The organism is Sorangium sp. So ce281 (assembly GCF_051527395.1).
GTDB lineage: Bacteria > Myxococcota_A > Polyangia > Polyangiales > Polyangiaceae > Sorangium > Sorangium cellulosum_B.
Genome location: NZ_CP150322.1, coordinates 12,260,916 through 12,276,656, shown reverse-complemented (window position 1 = coordinate 12,276,656; position 15,741 = coordinate 12,260,916). Strand labels below are relative to the sequence as shown.

The window sequence follows — 15,741 nt, the reverse complement described above, 5'->3', positions numbered from 1 at the left end:
CGCTGCTCTGAAGTCCGCTCCACGAAAATAGGTTTCGGGGGCGACCGAAAGAACCGTCGCCCCCAACTTATCCACAGGTCTCACAGCGAGGACTCGCCTCTAACTCCTGGAGATCTCTATGTTATTCTGAATGTAATCGAAGGGCGTGTCGACTTTTCAACAGTCCGCCCACGGCCGCTTCGTCCTCGGGGAATCGTCCGCATGCTCCCGCCAGCTGCGGGTGAACAGTACAGCCCTCCTGTACCTGGGCCCGGCCCGGCTGCAGCCGAGCTCGCCGATCGAGGTGGGGGTACAGCCGTCGCGTCGAGGTCCATCGCATTGAAAGACAGATCGGCACAGCCGTCCCCCATACCGCCTCACAGAGCTCGGTAACCCGCAGCGCCCCTTTCGAGGCCACCCTTTGGAGGACCCGGTGCGGCACGGAACCGCCCCGAGGACGAATCGGAGGTAGCACCGGGTGAGTCCGGGCGTCTATCCCCAACTGCGAAACTTGGCTCAAGTATCCGATAGTATTGTTATAAATTCAGTCCCTGACACACTGCGAAGCCGGCTTCGCGTCGACCGAGCTCTGGCTGCCGGACACGAGGCGCCAAAACTCCCGACGCGGGGCGGTGATTTTTACGACGCGCTCACGATTGCAGAGCAAAACCCGCTCATCTCGTCGTCAAGAGGCTCGACGTGGCGGGTTTTCCAGCTTTTTGAGGAAGACGGAGTTCGTCCAGCGCAGAGCGACCGAGGTTCACCGGTTTTCAGGAGCCGAGAATTTGCCCCCCGGGTCCAGGTGTGCGGTATGGCGAGGCGATGTCGTCGGGGATCCGGTTGACAAGGGGGGCATTCCTGGCGCAGCGGCCTTCGGGGGCGTCGCGCCGGGCGGCGGCCGCCTGGCGGGCCAGGGCCCTCTCGGCGGCAGGCGCGCTCGTGGCGGCGTCGGCCGCGGCGCCGGCGGCGGCCGACGAGCTGCCGCCCCAGCTCGCCTACGCCTATGGGGAGAACGAGACGCCCCGCGCCGCGGCCTTCGGGGGCGCGCTGCGCGCCCTCGGGAACGGGACGTCGGCTGTCTTCCTCAACCCGTCCGCCATGGTGGAGACCCGGGTCTACCACCTCCAGGCGCTCTTCCAGGGGAGCCCCGAGGCCGGCCGGCACGCTTACGGCGGCGCCGTCGTCGACTCGGTCACCGGCAAGCTCGCCGGGGCGCTCTCCTTCGTGGGCGGCTTCATCGACATGGACGACGGCGGCATCAAGCGCTCCTACCTCGACGCGCGGGCAGGCCTCGCCTACCCCCTCACCGAGCGCGTCTTCGTCGGGCTCACCGGCCGCTACGCCAAGATCACGCAGGACGGGACCCTGGTCGAGGGCGGCCTCGGCGACAGCTCCGTCTCGGGCGGGCTGCGCGCGTGGGAGAACGGGAAGCTCGTCGGCCGGCACGCCTTCGTCGACGAGTTCACGTTCGACGCCGCGCTCACCGTCAAGGCGACCGACAGCCTGCACATCGCGGTCGTCGGACAGAACCTCACCTACCCGGACAACGGGCTGCTCCCCACGACGGTCGGCGGCGGCATCGGGCTCGGCACCGCCGACTTCTCGATCGAGGTCGACGGGCTCGCCGACCTCAACTCTTACCGCGACACCACCTTCCGCTTCATGGCCGGCGGCGAGTACCTCGTCGCCGATCACTTCCCGCTCCGCGCCGGCTACCGCTTCGACCAGGGCGCCGACCAGCACGCGCTGTCGTTCGGCCTCGCCTACGTGGGGACCCAGTTCGCGGTCGAGGGCACCGTGCGGCGGGCGCTCGCCGGCGGAGGACCCACCACGTTCGTGGTCGGGCTCGCGTACCACCTCGAGTCGAGCGGGCTGACCCGCGGCTCGTCCGACACCTTCTAGAGCGGCGGTCACCCGCTTCGGATACGGGCCCACCTCGACGTTTTCGGTGCTCAGCGCACCGGAGTCTCAGGATCCTACACATCTCGCTTGATGTGTACTGGGCGACGTGATCAAAGCTGCGGATGGGTTCACCTGCAGCAGAGCACGCAGCGGCACTCGCCGAGGAGATGAGCGACGCGCACTTCGGCGATGCGCGGCTTTCGAAGCGCCAGAGCAAGCTGGTGCAGAAGCTGGCGCAGGCGCCGGACAAGAGCTTCCCCTCGCTCTTGTCCGACAGCGAGCTGGAGGCGGCGTACCGTTTCTTCGGCAACGACGCCGTCACGCCCGCGGCGATTCTGGCTCCGCATGTGCGCGCCACCCTCGCGCGCATGGAGGCCGAGCCGGTCGTGCTCGCCATCCATGACACCACGACCCTCTCCTTCCGCTCCGACGGCCAGCGGCAGGGGCTCGGACGGCTGCGCTCCTCGGGGCAGACGTTCTTCGCCCACTTCACGCTGGCGGTCAGCGGCGATGGAACGCGCCGCCCGCTCGGCGTGCTCGATCTGAGCACGCACGTGCGCGACGACGGCACGACGGACAACGAGCACGACCGCTGGGGAGAGCAGGTGGAGCGAGTCGCGGCCCTGGGCGCTGCTCCGCACGATGTGGTGCACGTCATGGACCGCGAAGGAGACGACTACGGCCTGTTCGCGCAGCTGTTGAGCGCACGGCATCGGTTCGTGATTCGGCTCGCGCACAATCGCCTCGTCGAGGCTGACGCCCTCGGAGAGGAGGCCAAGCTCGAGCAGGCGCTCGCGCATGTTCAAGCGGTGGCCGTACGCGAGGTAGAGCTTTCGCCGCGGCCGGCGGGCAATCGCAGCCCTCAACAGAAACGGCTGCATCCTCCGCGCGCAGGACGCTTGGCCAAGCTCGCTCTTGGAAGCACGCGCGTGACCCTGCGGCGACCGAGATCCCAGCCGCGCGAGCTGCCTGCGACGCTCTCGCTCCAGGTCGTACGCGTCTGGGAGCTCGAGCCGCCGCCGGGCGAAGCGCCGGTCGAGTGGGTGCTGCTCACGAGCGAGCCGGTCGAGTCCGTCGAGCAGCTGACGCAGCTGGTCGACTGGTACCGGGCGCGCTGGATGGTGGAGGAGTTCTTCAAGGCCCTGAAGACCGGATGCGCCTACGAGAAGCGCCAGATCGAGGACCTGCACGGCTTGCGCAACGTGCTGGCGCTCTTCGCGCCCATCGCCTGGCAGCTATTGCTGCTGCGCAGCGAGGCTCGGCGCGCTCCGGAGCAGCCCGCGACCGCCGTGCTCACGCCCACCCAGCTCGAGGTGCTGCGGGTCTTCGCGCGCAAGCCCCTGCCCGAGAACGCCACGGCCCGCGATGCCTTCCTGGCAATCGCCGGGCTCGGCGGACACCTGCGGCGAAACGGCGAGCCCGGCTGGCAGACCCTGGGCCGTGGTTACGAGCAGCTCCTCACCCTCGTCCAGGGCTGGAGCGCCGCGAGGGAGGTGGGGGAAATATGATCAATCCTGAGACCGGAGTGCGCTTGCGCGCCGAAAACGCCGATCTGGACCCGTCTCCTGTGCGGGAGACCGCCGCTCTGCGACGCTCGTACCAGGGGCGGGCGCCGTAGAGCAACGGCGACCGGAGCGACACCGCGGCACGACACGACGGGGCCCGCCGCGCCGACCTCGGAGCCCGGCTCCCCCTTCTCGCCGCGCCGCGCCTGCTCTAGGTCGGCCCTGCGTGCTGTGCCTGACCCTACCGACCGACCCACGCTGGGCTGACGTGGCGCTCGCCGATCTGCCGGCGCTCCTGACCGATCACGCGCACTGCGAGATGAAGGCGGCGTCGAACGCCCTGTCCCTCGCCGCGCGCTGGCCGTCGCTCCCGCGCCTCGCGCGGGCGCTCGTCGACCTCGCCGAGGAGGAGCTCCGGCACTTCCGCGCGCTGCTCGACGTGATCGAGCAGCGCGGCCTCGCGCTCGGCAAGCCGGAGACCGACGTCTACGCGAGCGAGCTGCGCAAGGCGGCCTCGAGCACCTGCGCGCGCAACGCGAGGGCCGCGCTCATCGATCGGCTGCTCGTCGGCGCGATCATCGAGGCCCGCTCCTGCGAGCGCTTCAGGCTGCTCGCCGACGGGCTCGCGGCGCGCGAGCACGAGCTCGCGCCGCTCTATGAGGAGCTCTTCGCGTCGGAGGCCCGGCACTACCGGACCCTGGTCGACCTCGCCGTCGAGGTCGCCGGCGACGAGGGCGCCACCCGGGGCCGGCTGGCCGAGCTCGCGCGCGCCGAGGGCGAGATCGCCGGGCGGCTCGGGACGGCACCCGCGGTGCACGGGTAATGCACGGGTAAATGGCGTCATGAGCATGGAAATCGATCTGTTCCGCCTCGACCGAGACGTCGCCCGCGCGGAGCGCGCGTGGCGCGCGGCGCACGGCGACCTCGCCCGGCGCGGTCCGGCCCCGCCCGCCGCAGACGAGGACGGCCCGAGCGCCGCCGAGGCGAGGGCCAGGCTCGAGAACCCGCTCGATCCCTTCCGGCGCGTCAGCTCGCGGACGACCTACCTCGAGCTCACCGGCAAGACCCCGGGCCTCGGCGCGGAGCTCGGGCTCGCGAGCCCGACGCCGCCCGCCGCGCCGGACCCGACCGGCCTCGCGGCCCCCCTCGCCGACTGGGTCTACGCGCTCACGCTGGAGCGCGTCGTCTGGGCCGACCGCGTCCGGCTCGCCGCGGCCTGGCACGCGCCGCTGCTCACGATCGACCTGCCCGAGCCGGCGCGGATGTCGCCGCACGAGGCGCGGCTCCGGCTGCTCGCCGACCCGACGAGCGCCGGACGGCAGATCGTCGCCGAGGCCCTGGCCCGAGGCGCCGGCGCGGTCGCCGACGCCGCCCGCGTCCTCGTCGAGCGGAGGCACGAGGCGGCGCGGCGGCTCGCGGAGGAGGGCCTTCGCGCGATCGAGATCCCCTGCGACCCTCCCGGCGCGGCGATCGGCGCCGCGGAGGCGCTGCTGCGCCGGACCGAGTCGGTGATCGAGCCCGAGCCGACCTGGCACGCCGCGCTCGGGCGCGCCGTCGGCCGCGACGCGGCGTCGGGGTGGCCAGCGCGGCTCGGCCCACGGTGGCTCGAGGAGCTGTTCCGCGCGACGAAGCTGACCGAGGGCGTCGCGATCGATCTCGGACCGCTGCCGCGGCCGCTCGGCGCCGCGTCGTTCGCGCGCGCGCTCGCCCGCTTCGGCGCGGCGCTCGCGCGTGGTGGGGCGCGCGGGCCGTTCGCGCTCTCCCACGCGCCGTTCGATCTCCGGCAGGCGCGCCGCGCCGCGCTCTTCGGCGGCCTCGTCGCCGACCCCGTCTTCTGCGCCCGCGCGCTCGGGCTCGGCCGGGGCCGCGCGCTCGATCAGGCGCGCGCCACCGCGCGCAGCCTCCTCCTCTCGCTGCGCCTCGACGCCGCGACCGTGGCGCTCGTGTTCGGCGCCGGCCAGGACGGAGGCGGGCACGTGCTGCTCCGGCCCTCGCGCGATCGGAGCGACCGCTTCGAGGAGACCACAGCGCGCGCGCTCGGCGCGCCGATCCCGGGAGCGCTCGCCGGGGTCGTCCCGGCGCTCGATCCCGGCGCGGCGGTCCGGCTCGCCGGGGCGCTCCTGGCCGCGCGCGATCGGCGCGGCCTGATCGAGCGCTTCGACGAGGACTGGTTCCGCAATCCGCGCGCCGCCGAGGCCATCCGCGACGAGGACGGCGCACGCGCGCCGGCGCCGCGCGCCAGCGAGGGCGATCTCGAGGCGGGCCTCGGAGAGATGACGCGCTCGCTCGCGAGCCTGTAGCGCGGGCGCGTCGCCAGGAGACGTGAGGTCAAAGAGGGGCTCGTCCGCTCTGCGAGAACCCTTCCAGCTTTGACTGACACGTGCTAGTGCCGGCTCGCGAAATCGCCCCCCCCGGGGGGGCGTGGGGCAGCGAGCGGCTCGCGCTGCGCCGCCCTCGTCGCCGAACAAGCACCCGTGAACCCGAACGCAATGCACCCACTCCTCGCGTCCGGCGCCAGCCCCATCGCCGTCGACTTCGATCTGACGTTCCTGGCGCAGGTCGTCCTGTTCTCGACGTTCGTCGTCGTGCTCAAGCCGCTCCTGTTCGATCCGCTGCTCCGCGTCTTCGAGGAGCGCGAGCGGCGCACCGACGGCGCCAAGCGGGAGGCGCGCGAGATGGACGAGCGCGCCGGCGAGCTGCTCACCCGCTACGAGGCCGAGATCGAGAAGGTCCGGCGCGAGGCCGGGATCGAGCGAGAGCGGCTCCGCGCCGAGACGGCGAAGATCGAGGCGCAGATCATGGCCGAGGCCCGGGCCGAGACGGCGCGCATCCTCGAGGACAGCAAGGCGAAGATCGCGGCCGAGGTCGCCCGCATGCGCGGCGAGCTCTCCGCCGCCCAGCCCGCGCTCGCCGCGGAGATCGCCGCCAGCATGCTCGGCCGCGAGGTGCGCCAGTGAAGAAGCCGCTCCGCCGCTCCTCGCTCGCGCTCGGCCTGGCCGCGGCGCTCGCCGCCGGCACGGCGCTGGCTCAGACGCAGCCGCCGGGCTCCGACCCGGCGCTGCCCCCCGGGCACCCGCCCATCCCGTCGCCTGCCCAGGCGCAGCCGGGCTCGCCGCAGGCGCCGCAGCGCCTGCGCGACGCGCAGCCCGGCCGGCCGCTCGGGCCGGGCGGCCGCCAGCTCCCGCCGGGGCACGGTCTCCGGCCGCCGGGCATGCAGCCCGGCCGCGCCCGCCCCACGCCGCCGCCCGCGCAGCCCGAGCACGCCTCCCACGGGGAGGGGCACTGCCCCGGGCACGGCCCGACGGATCCTCCGCCGCACGTCAACTGGTGGCACGGCCTCATCGGCGTGAACAACGAGGCGGCCGCGAAGGGCGGGATCAACGCGCTGCTCTGGCGCTACAACAACGAGCAGAACCCCTGCGATCCGAAGAACGAGCCGCCGCCGTTCCTCGCGTCGGTCCTGAACTTCGGGCTGCTCGCGCTCATCGTCGTCCGCTTCGGGAGGAAGCCCATCGCGGAGGCGCTCAAGAAGCGCAAGCAGACGATCACGCAGGAGCTGGACAACGCGTCGCGCCTCAAGAAGGAGGCCGAGCAGCGGCTCGAGGAGTACGAGGACAAGCTCACGCGGCTCGAGGAGACGCTCGCCGAGCTCAAGGCCGAGCACGCGGCGCAGGCGGAGGTCGAGAAGGCCCACGTGCTCGCCGAGGCGGAGCAGCGGCGCGTCCGGATGCGGCGCGACGCCGAGTTCCGCGCCGAGCAGGAGCTCAAGGCGGCGCGCGCCATGCTCCTCCAGGAGGCGGTGCAGAACGCCGTCGCCGCGGCCGAGGAGCTGCTCCGGCAGCGCATCGGCCAGCAGGACCTCGACCGGGTCAACGAAGAGTACCTGAAGGCCATCCCCGCGGCCGTCTCCGCCGGCGCGCGCCGCGGAGCCCAGACCACCGGAGCAGCGACATGAGCTACGAGTCCGTCGCCCGACGCTACGGGCGCGCGATCTTCGAGATCGGCAAGGAGACCGGGACCCTCGCGGCCCTCGCCAGGGAGATCGGGGACGCCAGCGCGATGTACTCGGCGAGCGAGGAGCTCCGCCTCGTCCTCGACAACCCGCTCATCCCGGAGGCCTCGCGCGAGGAGCTGCTCCGCGAGATCGGCGGCCGCGCCGCCTTCTCGGACGTGACGAAGAACACCCTCCTCCTGCTGGCGCGGCGCCGGCGGCTCGCGGCGCTGCCCGAGATCGCGCGGCAGCTCGCGCTCCTCGTCGATCGGGACCAGAACGTCGCCCGGGCCGTGGTGACGAGCGCGGGCCCGCTGAGCGACAGCTACCTCGACCGGCTCCGGGCCGAGCTCGAGAAGGCGACCGGAAGGAAGATCTCGGTCACCCACAAGCAGGATCCCTCGCTCATCGCGGGCGTGGTGACCCAGATCGACGATCAGGTGATCGACGGCAGCCTCCGGACCCGGCTGTCGAGCTTCCGTGACAACCTGCTCAGGACCTGAGGGGACGCGAGCAAGCCCCCCTGTTTCATGATGGGTCGTGGCCCGGCGCTCAGCGCCCCCTCGACCTTGACGACGTTGACTCCGCAGCCCCAAGCGTCTCCCGACAGAGGACTCCGCATGCAGCTCCGCGCCGAAGAGATCTCCCAGATCATCAAGAAGCAAATCCAGAATATCGACAAGGCCGCTCAGGTCACCGAGACGGGCACCGTGCTCACGGTGGGCGACGGCATCGCCCGCGTGCACGGCCTGAGCCGCGCGATGGCCGGCGAGCTCGTCGAGTTCACCGGCTCGGAGGGCGGCAGCCTGATGGGGCTCGTGCTGAACCTCGAGCAGGACAACGTGGGCACCGCCATCTTCGGCGACACGAGCTCCATCAAGGAGGGCGACGCCGTCAAGCGGACCGGGCGCATCATGGAGGTGCCCGTCGGCGAGGCGACCCTCGGGCGCGTCGTGAACGCGCTCGGCATGCCGATCGACGGCAAGGGGCCGCTCGAGACGAAGGAGCGCCGCCGCGTCGAGGTGAAGGCGCCCGGCATCATCCAGCGCCAGCCGGTCACCGAGCCGATGCAGACCGGCATCAAGGCGATCGACGCGATGATCCCGGTCGGCCGCGGCCAGCGCGAGCTCATCATCGGCGACCGGCAGACGGGCAAGACCGCCGTCGCCGTCGACGCGATCATCAACCAGAAGGGCAAGGGCGTCATCTGCGTCTACGTCGCGATCGGCCAGAAGCTGTCGACGGTCCGCCAGGTCGTGGACAAGCTCGATGCGCACGGCGCGCTGGAGTACACGATCATCGTCGCCGCGACGGCGAGCGAGACCGCGCCGCTCCAGTTCATCGCGCCGTACACCGGCGTGACGATCGGCGAGTACTTCCGTGACAGCGGGCGCCACGCGCTGTGCATCTACGACGATCTGTCGAAGCAGGCGGTCGCGTACCGCCAGCTCTCGCTCCTGCTCCGCCGCCCGCCGGGCCGCGAGGCGTACCCGGGCGACGTCTTCTACCTCCACTCCCGGCTCCTCGAGCGCGCCGCGAAGATGGCCGACATCTTCTACGTCGTGTCGAAGGGGACGAAGATCGAGGGCGGCGACGCCTCGTACCGCGGCGTCGACGGCAAGGCGCACGTCGGGGCGCACGGGATGCACTCGGCGAAGGACTCGCTCTGGAAGACGATCGACGGGGCCCTCTTCGAGAAGCTCGAGCAGGCGCGCAAGGACGAGAAGAAGGACGAGATCAAGAAGCTCGAGCAGCAGCTCTCGGACAAGGCGAAGGCGAGCGACTACGAGATCGTCCGCGATCCGAAGTCGGGCGGCTCGCTCACGGCGCTGCCGGTCATCGAGACGCAGGCGGGTGACGTGTCGGCGTACATCCCGACGAACGTCATCAGCATCACGGACGGGCAGATCTTCCTCGAGGCCGACCTCTTCTACTCCGGCGTCCGCCCGGCCATCAACGTCGGCATCTCGGTCAGCCGGGTCGGCGGCAACGCGCAGATCAAGGCGATGAAGTCGATCGCCGGCACGCTCCGCCTCGACCTCGCGCAGTACCGCGCCATGGCCGCGTTCTCCCAGTTCGCCTCGGACCTCGACGCGAAGACCCGCGCGCAGCTCGAGCGCGGCGCGCGCCTCACCGAGATCCTGAAGCAGGGCCAGTACGTGCCGCTGGCGGTCGAGAAGCAGATCCTCATCATCTACGCCGGCACGCAGGGCCTGCTCGACAGCCTGCCGGTGAGCTCGCTCGGACGCTTCGAGGAAGAGCTCTACAAGTTCATCGAGGCGAAGCACCCCCAGATCTTCGTGGACATCCGCGAGAAGAAGGTCCTCGACGACGACCTCAAGTCCCGGATGACGAAGGCGATCGACACCTTCAAGAAGCGGTTCGCGGTGGAAGCGGCCGGCGCCTCGACCGCGGCCGACGAGGACGGCGCGGGCGACGACGAGGAGGAGGCGCCTGCGCCGAAGGCCAAGTCGAAGAACGGGAAGAGCGCCTCGAAGGCAAAGGAAAAGTAGGCAGCCGTGCCCAGCCTCAAGTCCATTCGCAAGCGGATCTCCAGCGTCAAATCGACGCAGAAGATCACCCGCGCCATGAAGATGGTCGCGGGCGCCAAGCTCAACAAGGCGCAGCAGCGCATCACCGAGCTGCGGCCCTACGCCGTGAAGGTGCAGGAGGTGCTCTCGGCGATCACGCGCGACGCGGCTCCCGCGGCCGAGGCGCTCGCGGCGGAGGGGATCGGGGCGGAGGGCGAGGCGGGCGCGCTCGCCGCTGGCGAGAGGGCGCTGCACCCGCTGCTCGTGACCCGTCCGGAGCGGCGCGTGCTGCTCGTGGTGCTCACGAGCGACCGCGGACTTTGTGGCGCCTTCAACACCAACATCAACAAGCGCGCCGAGCGCGAGTGGAAGAGCCGGACGGAGGCGGGCCAGGAGGTCCAGCTCGCGATCATCGGCCGCAAGGGTCGGGACTACTTCAACCGCCGCGGCGCCCCGATCCTCGAGTACCTGGCCGGGGTCTGGGACAAGCTCAACCTCGAGACGGCCCAGGCCGTGGGCGCGAAGCTCCTCGCCCCGTTCAACAAGGGCGAGGTCGACGCGATCTACCTCGTCTACAACGAGTTCAAGAGCGCGATCACGCAGACGGTCGTCGTCGAGCGGCTCCTGCCGCCCGCCGGCGGTCCGGTGAACGAGCAGGAGCAGGGGGACGAGGGCGGCCACGGCGCGCCCTCCGCGGCGCCGGAGTTCCTCTACGAGCCGGACAAGGGCGCGCTCCTGGAGCGGCTCGTGCCGATGTACGTGGACATCTCGATCCTGCGCGCGCTCTACGAGTCGATGGCGAGCGAGCTCGGCGCGAAGCTCACAGCGATGGACGCCGCGAACAAGAACGCCAAGGAAGTGATCGACAACCTGACGCTCGAGTACAACAAGGCGCGTCAGGCGGCGATCACCAAGGAGCTCATGGAGATCATCGGCGGCAGCGAGGCGCTCAAGGAGTAGCGAGCCGCGCCGCCGCCGGGATCTCCGGTCGCCGCATCGAGCCGGTCGTGCGAGCGATCGGCTCGAGCCTCGGGGCTTCGCCCCGCCTCTCTTCACCCTCAGCGCCGCCCTCCGGCTGCCCCTCGCTGGCCGCGCATCCGAGCAGCCAGCACTGGCGAAGCCGACCGGGCGGCCCCATGGTTGCGTTCCCGTGCTCCAGCCCATCAACCCCGATCACCCGGAACCCCGCAAGATCGCGCGAGCGATCGATCTCATTCAGAAGGGGGAGGTCATCGGCTATCCGACCGATACCGTGTACGGGTTCGGGTGCGACCTGATGAACAAGGCGGCCATCGAGCGGGTGTACCAGATCAAGGGGATGCGCCAGAACAAGAACCTGGCGTTCATCTGCCCGGATCTGAGCGACATCGCGCGCTACGCGATCGTCGAGAACCAGGCGTACCGCATCCTGAAGCGCTTCCTGCCCGGGCCGTACACCTTCATCCTCCCCGCCACGCGCGAGGTGCCGAAGTACGTGCACCTCAAGCAGAAGACGGTCGGCATCCGCGTGCCGAACCACCCGGTCGCGCTCGCGCTGGTCCGAGCGCTCGGGCGGCCGCTCATCAGCACGACCGCGGCGCCTCCTGGGGAGGATCCGATCATCGATCCTGGGGAGATCGATGACCGGTTCCCGGGGCTCGCGCTCGTCCTCGACGCGGGGACCGGCGGGGCCGTGCCGACGACCGTGATCGACCTGAGCCAGGGCGAGGTGCAGATCGTCCGCGAGGGCGCGGGGCCGACGGACGATCTGGTCTGAGCAGGGGAGAGGGAGGGGGCATCCGAGCTGCCCCGCCCGAGGAGCGGGAGCTCGACAGGGCCCGGTCAGGGATGCTCCGGCTCGCTGTCCGCGGCTGGAACGGAGTCGTACGCCGTGTACGCGATCCCCTCGCGGTCGAGCCGCTCCCGCGCCGTCGCGAAGGCGAGCGGGCTCCGGTCGCCGCCGACGAAGCGGCGGCCGAGGCGCGCGGCCGCGACGAGCGCGGTGCCGCTGCCGCACATGAGGTCGGCGACGGTCGCGCCGGGCGCGGAGGACGCGCGGACGATGCGCTCCAGCAGCCGCTCCGGCTTCTGCGTGGGGTAGCCGGTGGCCTCGCGGCGCAGCGGGGTGTTGGCGACCATCCCGGGAATGTCGCTCCACACGCTCCCGAGCCGGCGGCCCTCGTCGGCATAGTACCGGTACGCCTTGCCGCCAAGGATCCGCTCGCGGTACAGGCGGCCTTCCTCGTCGCGGTGCTTGAAATGCATCGCGAGGCTGGTCTCGGCGTACGGCTCGCGGAGCATCGGATCCGCGGCGTTGTAGACGACCTGGCCGCGCTCGCCCGCGGCGCGCGCGTAAAGGAGGATCGTCTGGTGCGTGACGGAGAAGCCGCGCGCGCCCCGGCCGCCGTTGCCGGGCGCCCAGATGATCTCGCCGAGGAAGGCGCCGCGGCCGAACAGGCGATCACACGCGATCTTCGCGTCGTGGACCGCGCGGTGATCGAGGTGCAGGTACAGCGTCGCGCCCTCGGTCATGCGATCGCGGATGGCCGCGAGGCGCGGCGCGAGCATCGCGACGAGCGCGTCGGCGCTCGCGCGATCGTCGTACGCGTCGGGCCCGCTCTCCGGCCTGCGCCGCCCGCGCGCCTGGCCGCGCGCCGCCCGCGCGGTCATCGTCGTCCCGACGCCGAACGGAGGATCGAGGTAGACGAGATCGAACCGCACGTCCGCGGGGAGCGCCGCGCAGACGTCGGCCGCGTCGCCGTGCGCCAGGAGGTGGCTCACAGCGCGCTGTCGGGAGCCGCCACGCGAGAGCCCGCGGCGGCGCTTCCAGGCAGGAGGTCGTCGAGCAACGCAGCGGCGAGGTCGCCGTCCGACGGCGCGATGAGCTGCGGCACCGCCGGGAGCCACGGCCACTGCGGGCCGCCGCCGAGGCAGCCGGAGAGGGATTCGTCCGGCGTACACGCGACGCGGAGGTGGATGTGATCGGCGTGCGCCGTGCTGTCGCGCGGCTGGAGCAGCACGCTCTCGGCATACCAGATGAGCTCCGGATCCTCGCCGAGCGCGCGGGCGTACTCGATGAGCAGCGCCTCGAGCCAGCGGGCCAGGAAGAGCCACTGGACATGCGCGTCGGGCGAGCGGACGAGCGACTTCACGAGCAGCCACTCCCGCTCGACGTCGAAGCGGACGTACTGCGGCGCGCCGGCGCGCGGCGACGCGGGCTCCTCGGCGCCATCGCGGATCCGCCCGAGCCCGTCCGGCCCGAACGCGACGAAGCCCGGCGAGCGCACAGGGCGGCCGTCCGGGGTCAGCGCGTAGAGCAAGAGGTCGGCGTCGCGCCCGGTGCGGTGGGACCGGTGCCCCCGCGTGGCGCCGCCGTAGCGCGCGGAGAGGTCGCCGACGACGAGCGGCTCGCTACCCGGCCGCGCCAGCGCCACCTCCGCCGCGGCGCGCTGGACCGCGGCGACCAGCCCCGCCGTCCCCCAGCGGATGCCGTTGCTGCGGAGCAGCCGGTAGCCCGGGCCCTGCTTCGGGAGCTCGACGGCGTCGGTGATGACGCCGTGGTGCGGGACGCCGATCGAGCCGCGGAGCGCAGGGGCGAGCGGCGTGGGCGAGGAGCCGACGCAGGCCGCGCAGCAGAGCGCGACGAGCCCGAGGAGGAAGGTGGCGAGGAGAGGACGGCTGGGCATCACGACGAAAGGGAGGGGGGCCGCGGCGCCAGGCACCGGACGGACGAAGCTGACAGCCGCTCGTTAGCCTCGCGGGCGGCGGAGGGGAAGTTCTCGGCTCACCCGGGCGCCCGGAGCGCGGCGCGCGCCGCGATCGTGGGTCCAGCCGGCAGCGCAGATGAGCTCGCCTGTGCGCGCGCTCTCCATGGTCGTTCACGTCGTCGACTATCCATGGAGGGACCGTGTCGGGAGGCCCGTCGTGGACACGATCGGCCTGGTTCAAACGCACACCGGGGTCGGGAACAAGATGGCTGTTTCGGTGATCGCTCGTCCTCCTGGCGGAGGTGAACTCGCAGGGCCCTGCGCCCCGAAATGGTCCCTCGATGGTTGATATCGAGCATCGATGGATATCCGCGCCACTCAGCGCGCGCTAACCGGCGTCGCGTCGGGCCACGCAGAGGGGGTCAAACGGCCACACGGATCTGGCGCCGCAACAAGGCCCCTGGAAACGCGGCGCTGCGCGGCTCACGCTCCCCCTGCCCTCGCGGAGCGATCAGCGCTAACACCCACGCCCCATGGATCCCGACCAGCGCGCCACCCAGCGGAACACCAGCCAGGGGAGCACGGGCGCAGCTCGACAGCCGCCGCCAGCGGAGGAGCCGGAGGGCGTCGCCTGGAAGGGCGCGCTGGCCGTCGCCCTCGTCGTCGGCGGCCTCGTGGTGTGGCGCGCCTGCTCCACGCCGGGAGGCGCCACGAGCGACGCGCCCGCGCCGCCCAGCGCGACCCCCGCGGCGTCCGCCCCGAGCGACGCCGACGATGCCGGCGCGGCGCCGCGGCCGACGCCCCCGCGCTGCACGCCCGCGAGCCCGCCGCCGTTCGTCATCGGCGACGCACCGCCGGCCGCGCGCGGGGCCGAGGAAGGCGCGGGGGGCGGCGGCGCGGACAGCGTTGAAGACATCGCGCCGTTCGCCGTCGAGGTCGGCCGCGGGACGACGTTCTCCGGCGGGTTCGCCGTGGGCGCCCAGCGAGCAGCCGAGGGCGGGACCGTCGCGATGGTGGCCACGCTCTCGGCCGACGGCGCCCAGGGGAAGCTCGTCCGCCTCGCGCGATCGCGCGGGGACATGGATCCTCCGGTCGTCGCAGGCGCCGGGGGCGCGATCCTCGCCGCGATGCTCGAGCCGAACGCGGGCGGGCGCGCGATCAAGGTCGCCAGGGTCGAAGGGGACCACGTGACGTGGGGGGCCGAGCTCGCCGAAGGGCGGGACGAGTCGCTCGCGCTCGACATCGCCGCGTCCGGCGAGCGCGCGGTCATCGTGTGGGACGACGTGACCCGCGACGGCAAGCGATCGCGGATCATGCTCGCCTCCGCCGACGTGGGCACGCTGCGCTCCGTGACGTCGGCCCGCCCGGTCTCCCAGCCGAGCACCGACGCCGAGATGCCGCGCGTGCTCGGCCGGCCGGGCGGCTACTGGCTCGCGTACATCGCGCGCGCCGAGGAGCCGGCGCGAAAGGCCGCGGCGAAGAAGGACGACGGCGACGAGGACACCGCCGCGGCAGGCGAGACGATCACCCACCAGTGGCTCGAGGTGGTCCCCCTCGACGAGGCGGGCGCGCTCACCGCGACGCCCCGCGCGGTCACCCCCAAGAACGGACACGTGCTCGCGTACGACCTGACGCTCGGCGACGACGACGGGCTCATCCTCGCCTTCCGGGACGACGACACCCCGAGCGGCTCGATCGGAGGGCGCATCAGCGCCGTGCTGGTGCGGCTCGGCGGCGCCAGCGAGCCGCACGTGCTCGTCGGCGGCGATCGCGAGCAGGACGCCCCGCCCGAGGCCGCGCTGGGCCTGAGCGCCGGGGTGCCGGCGCTCCTCCCCGGCGCTCGAGGCCCGGGCGGGCAGGATCCGGCGAAGGCCGCGGGCGCAGCGGCATGGCTCGCGATCGCGAACGCGTCCGGCCCGACGCAGCTCGCGGCGCTCACCGCGAGGGGCGAGCTCGAAGGCGGGCTGCAAGCCGAGCCGGCCCTCGGGCGCGGCGAGCCGATCGCCGCCTCCGCCGAGGCGCTGCTCGTGGCGCACCCGGCCGGAAAAGCGATGAAGCTCGCCTTGCTGCGCTGCGCGCCGACAGCACCGTTCAACAAGTAGGTCGCCCCTGTATCGGTAAGCACGCGACGCCAGCGAGCAGGCGCA

13 protein-coding genes are annotated in these 15,741 nt (G+C 72.2%); 11 read left to right on the top strand and 2 right to left on the bottom strand.

Going from position 1 to position 15,741, the window contains the following annotated elements:
• Positions 1 to 801 precede the first annotated feature (801 nt).
• The 10 genes from WMF27_RS47080 (at position 802) to WMF27_RS47035 (ending at position 11,664) form a co-directional block, all read left to right on the top strand.
• Positions 802 to 1,881: a hypothetical protein gene (locus WMF27_RS47080; protein WP_437762329.1), complete on the top strand. Its 1,080-nt coding sequence runs from the start codon at positions 802 to 804 to the stop codon at positions 1,879 to 1,881.
• A 122-nt stretch (positions 1,882 to 2,003) separates the two neighbouring features.
• Positions 2,004 to 3,389 carry an IS4 family transposase gene (locus WMF27_RS47075; protein WP_437943004.1) on the top strand — a complete coding sequence of 462 codons (1,386 nt, stop codon included), beginning with the start codon at positions 2,004 to 2,006 and terminating at the stop codon, positions 3,387 to 3,389.
• A gap of 223 nt (positions 3,390 to 3,612) precedes the next feature.
• Positions 3,613 to 4,209 carry a tRNA isopentenyl-2-thiomethyl-A-37 hydroxylase MiaE gene (gene miaE / locus WMF27_RS47070; RefSeq protein WP_437762331.1) on the top strand — a complete coding sequence of 199 codons (597 nt, stop codon included), beginning with the start codon at positions 3,613 to 3,615 and terminating at the stop codon, positions 4,207 to 4,209.
• Positions 4,210 to 4,228: 19 nt separating this feature from the next.
• Positions 4,229 to 5,686: a hypothetical protein gene (locus WMF27_RS47065; protein ID WP_437762332.1), complete on the top strand. Its 1,458-nt coding sequence runs from the start codon at positions 4,229 to 4,231 to the stop codon at positions 5,684 to 5,686.
• Between the two features lie 174 nt (positions 5,687 to 5,860).
• Positions 5,861 to 6,343, top strand: coding sequence for an ATP synthase F0 subunit B (locus tag WMF27_RS47060; RefSeq protein ID WP_437714918.1), 483 nt, complete (start codon positions 5,861 to 5,863; stop codon positions 6,341 to 6,343).
• Positions 6,340 to 7,341: a F0F1 ATP synthase subunit B family protein gene (locus tag WMF27_RS47055; protein WP_437762333.1), complete on the top strand. Its 1,002-nt coding sequence runs from the start codon at positions 6,340 to 6,342 to the stop codon at positions 7,339 to 7,341. The genes WMF27_RS47060 and WMF27_RS47055 overlap by 4 nt, the downstream gene beginning before the upstream one ends.
• Positions 7,338 to 7,880 (top strand): ATP synthase F1 subunit delta, encoded by a 543-nt coding sequence (atpH, locus tag WMF27_RS47050; protein WP_437762334.1) that lies wholly within the window; start codon positions 7,338 to 7,340, stop codon positions 7,878 to 7,880. Before WMF27_RS47055 ends, atpH begins: the two co-directional genes overlap by 4 nt.
• Positions 7,881 to 7,997: 117 nt before the next feature.
• Positions 7,998 to 9,890 carry a F0F1 ATP synthase subunit alpha gene (gene atpA / locus WMF27_RS47045; RefSeq protein WP_437762335.1) on the top strand — a complete coding sequence of 631 codons (1,893 nt, stop codon included), beginning with the start codon at positions 7,998 to 8,000 and terminating at the stop codon, positions 9,888 to 9,890.
• A gap of 6 nt (positions 9,891 to 9,896) precedes the next feature.
• Positions 9,897 to 10,868, top strand: a complete 972-nt coding sequence (gene atpG / locus WMF27_RS47040; RefSeq protein ID WP_437762336.1) for an ATP synthase F1 subunit gamma — start codon at positions 9,897 to 9,899, stop codon at positions 10,866 to 10,868.
• A gap of 190 nt (positions 10,869 to 11,058) precedes the next feature.
• Positions 11,059 to 11,664: an L-threonylcarbamoyladenylate synthase gene (locus WMF27_RS47035; RefSeq protein WP_437762337.1), complete on the top strand. Its 606-nt coding sequence runs from the start codon at positions 11,059 to 11,061 to the stop codon at positions 11,662 to 11,664.
• Between the two features lie 65 nt (positions 11,665 to 11,729).
• On the opposite strand, the gene WMF27_RS47030 is transcribed toward WMF27_RS47035, so the two are convergent.
• Together WMF27_RS47030 and WMF27_RS47025 are read right to left on the bottom strand one after the other, a co-directional pair.
• Positions 11,730 to 12,668, bottom strand: a complete 939-nt coding sequence (locus WMF27_RS47030) for a DNA-methyltransferase (protein ID WP_437762338.1) — start codon at positions 12,666 to 12,668, stop codon at positions 11,730 to 11,732.
• Positions 12,665 to 13,573 carry a penicillin-insensitive murein endopeptidase gene (locus WMF27_RS47025; RefSeq protein WP_437762339.1) on the bottom strand — a complete coding sequence of 303 codons (909 nt, stop codon included), beginning with the start codon at positions 13,571 to 13,573 and terminating at the stop codon, positions 12,665 to 12,667. The genes WMF27_RS47030 and WMF27_RS47025 overlap by 4 nt, the downstream gene beginning before the upstream one ends.
• Positions 13,574 to 14,127: 554 nt before the next feature.
• Between WMF27_RS47025 and WMF27_RS47020 the strand changes: the two genes are divergently transcribed.
• Positions 14,128 to 15,696 (top strand): hypothetical protein, encoded by a 1,569-nt coding sequence (locus WMF27_RS47020; RefSeq protein ID WP_437762340.1) that lies wholly within the window; start codon positions 14,128 to 14,130, stop codon positions 15,694 to 15,696.
• Positions 15,697 to 15,741 lie beyond the last annotated feature (45 nt).

Coding starts and splice junctions, on each gene's coding strand:
- WMF27_RS47080 (WP_437762329.1), top strand. CDS start 802: ATGTCGTCGGGGATCCGGTTGACAAGGGGGGCATTCCTGGCGCAGCGG.
- WMF27_RS47075 (WP_437943004.1), top strand. CDS start 2,004: ATGGGTTCACCTGCAGCAGAGCACGCAGCGGCACTCGCCGAGGAGATG.
- WMF27_RS47065 (WP_437762332.1), top strand. CDS start 4,229: ATGAGCATGGAAATCGATCTGTTCCGCCTCGACCGAGACGTCGCCCGC.
- atpH (WP_437762334.1), top strand. CDS start 7,338: ATGAGCTACGAGTCCGTCGCCCGACGCTACGGGCGCGCGATCTTCGAG.
- atpA (WP_437762335.1), top strand. CDS start 7,998: ATGCAGCTCCGCGCCGAAGAGATCTCCCAGATCATCAAGAAGCAAATC.
- WMF27_RS47025 (WP_437762339.1), bottom strand. CDS start 13,573: ATGCCCAGCCGTCCTCTCCTCGCCACCTTCCTCCTCGGGCTCGTCGCG.
- WMF27_RS47020 (WP_437762340.1), top strand. CDS start 14,128: ATGGATCCCGACCAGCGCGCCACCCAGCGGAACACCAGCCAGGGGAGC.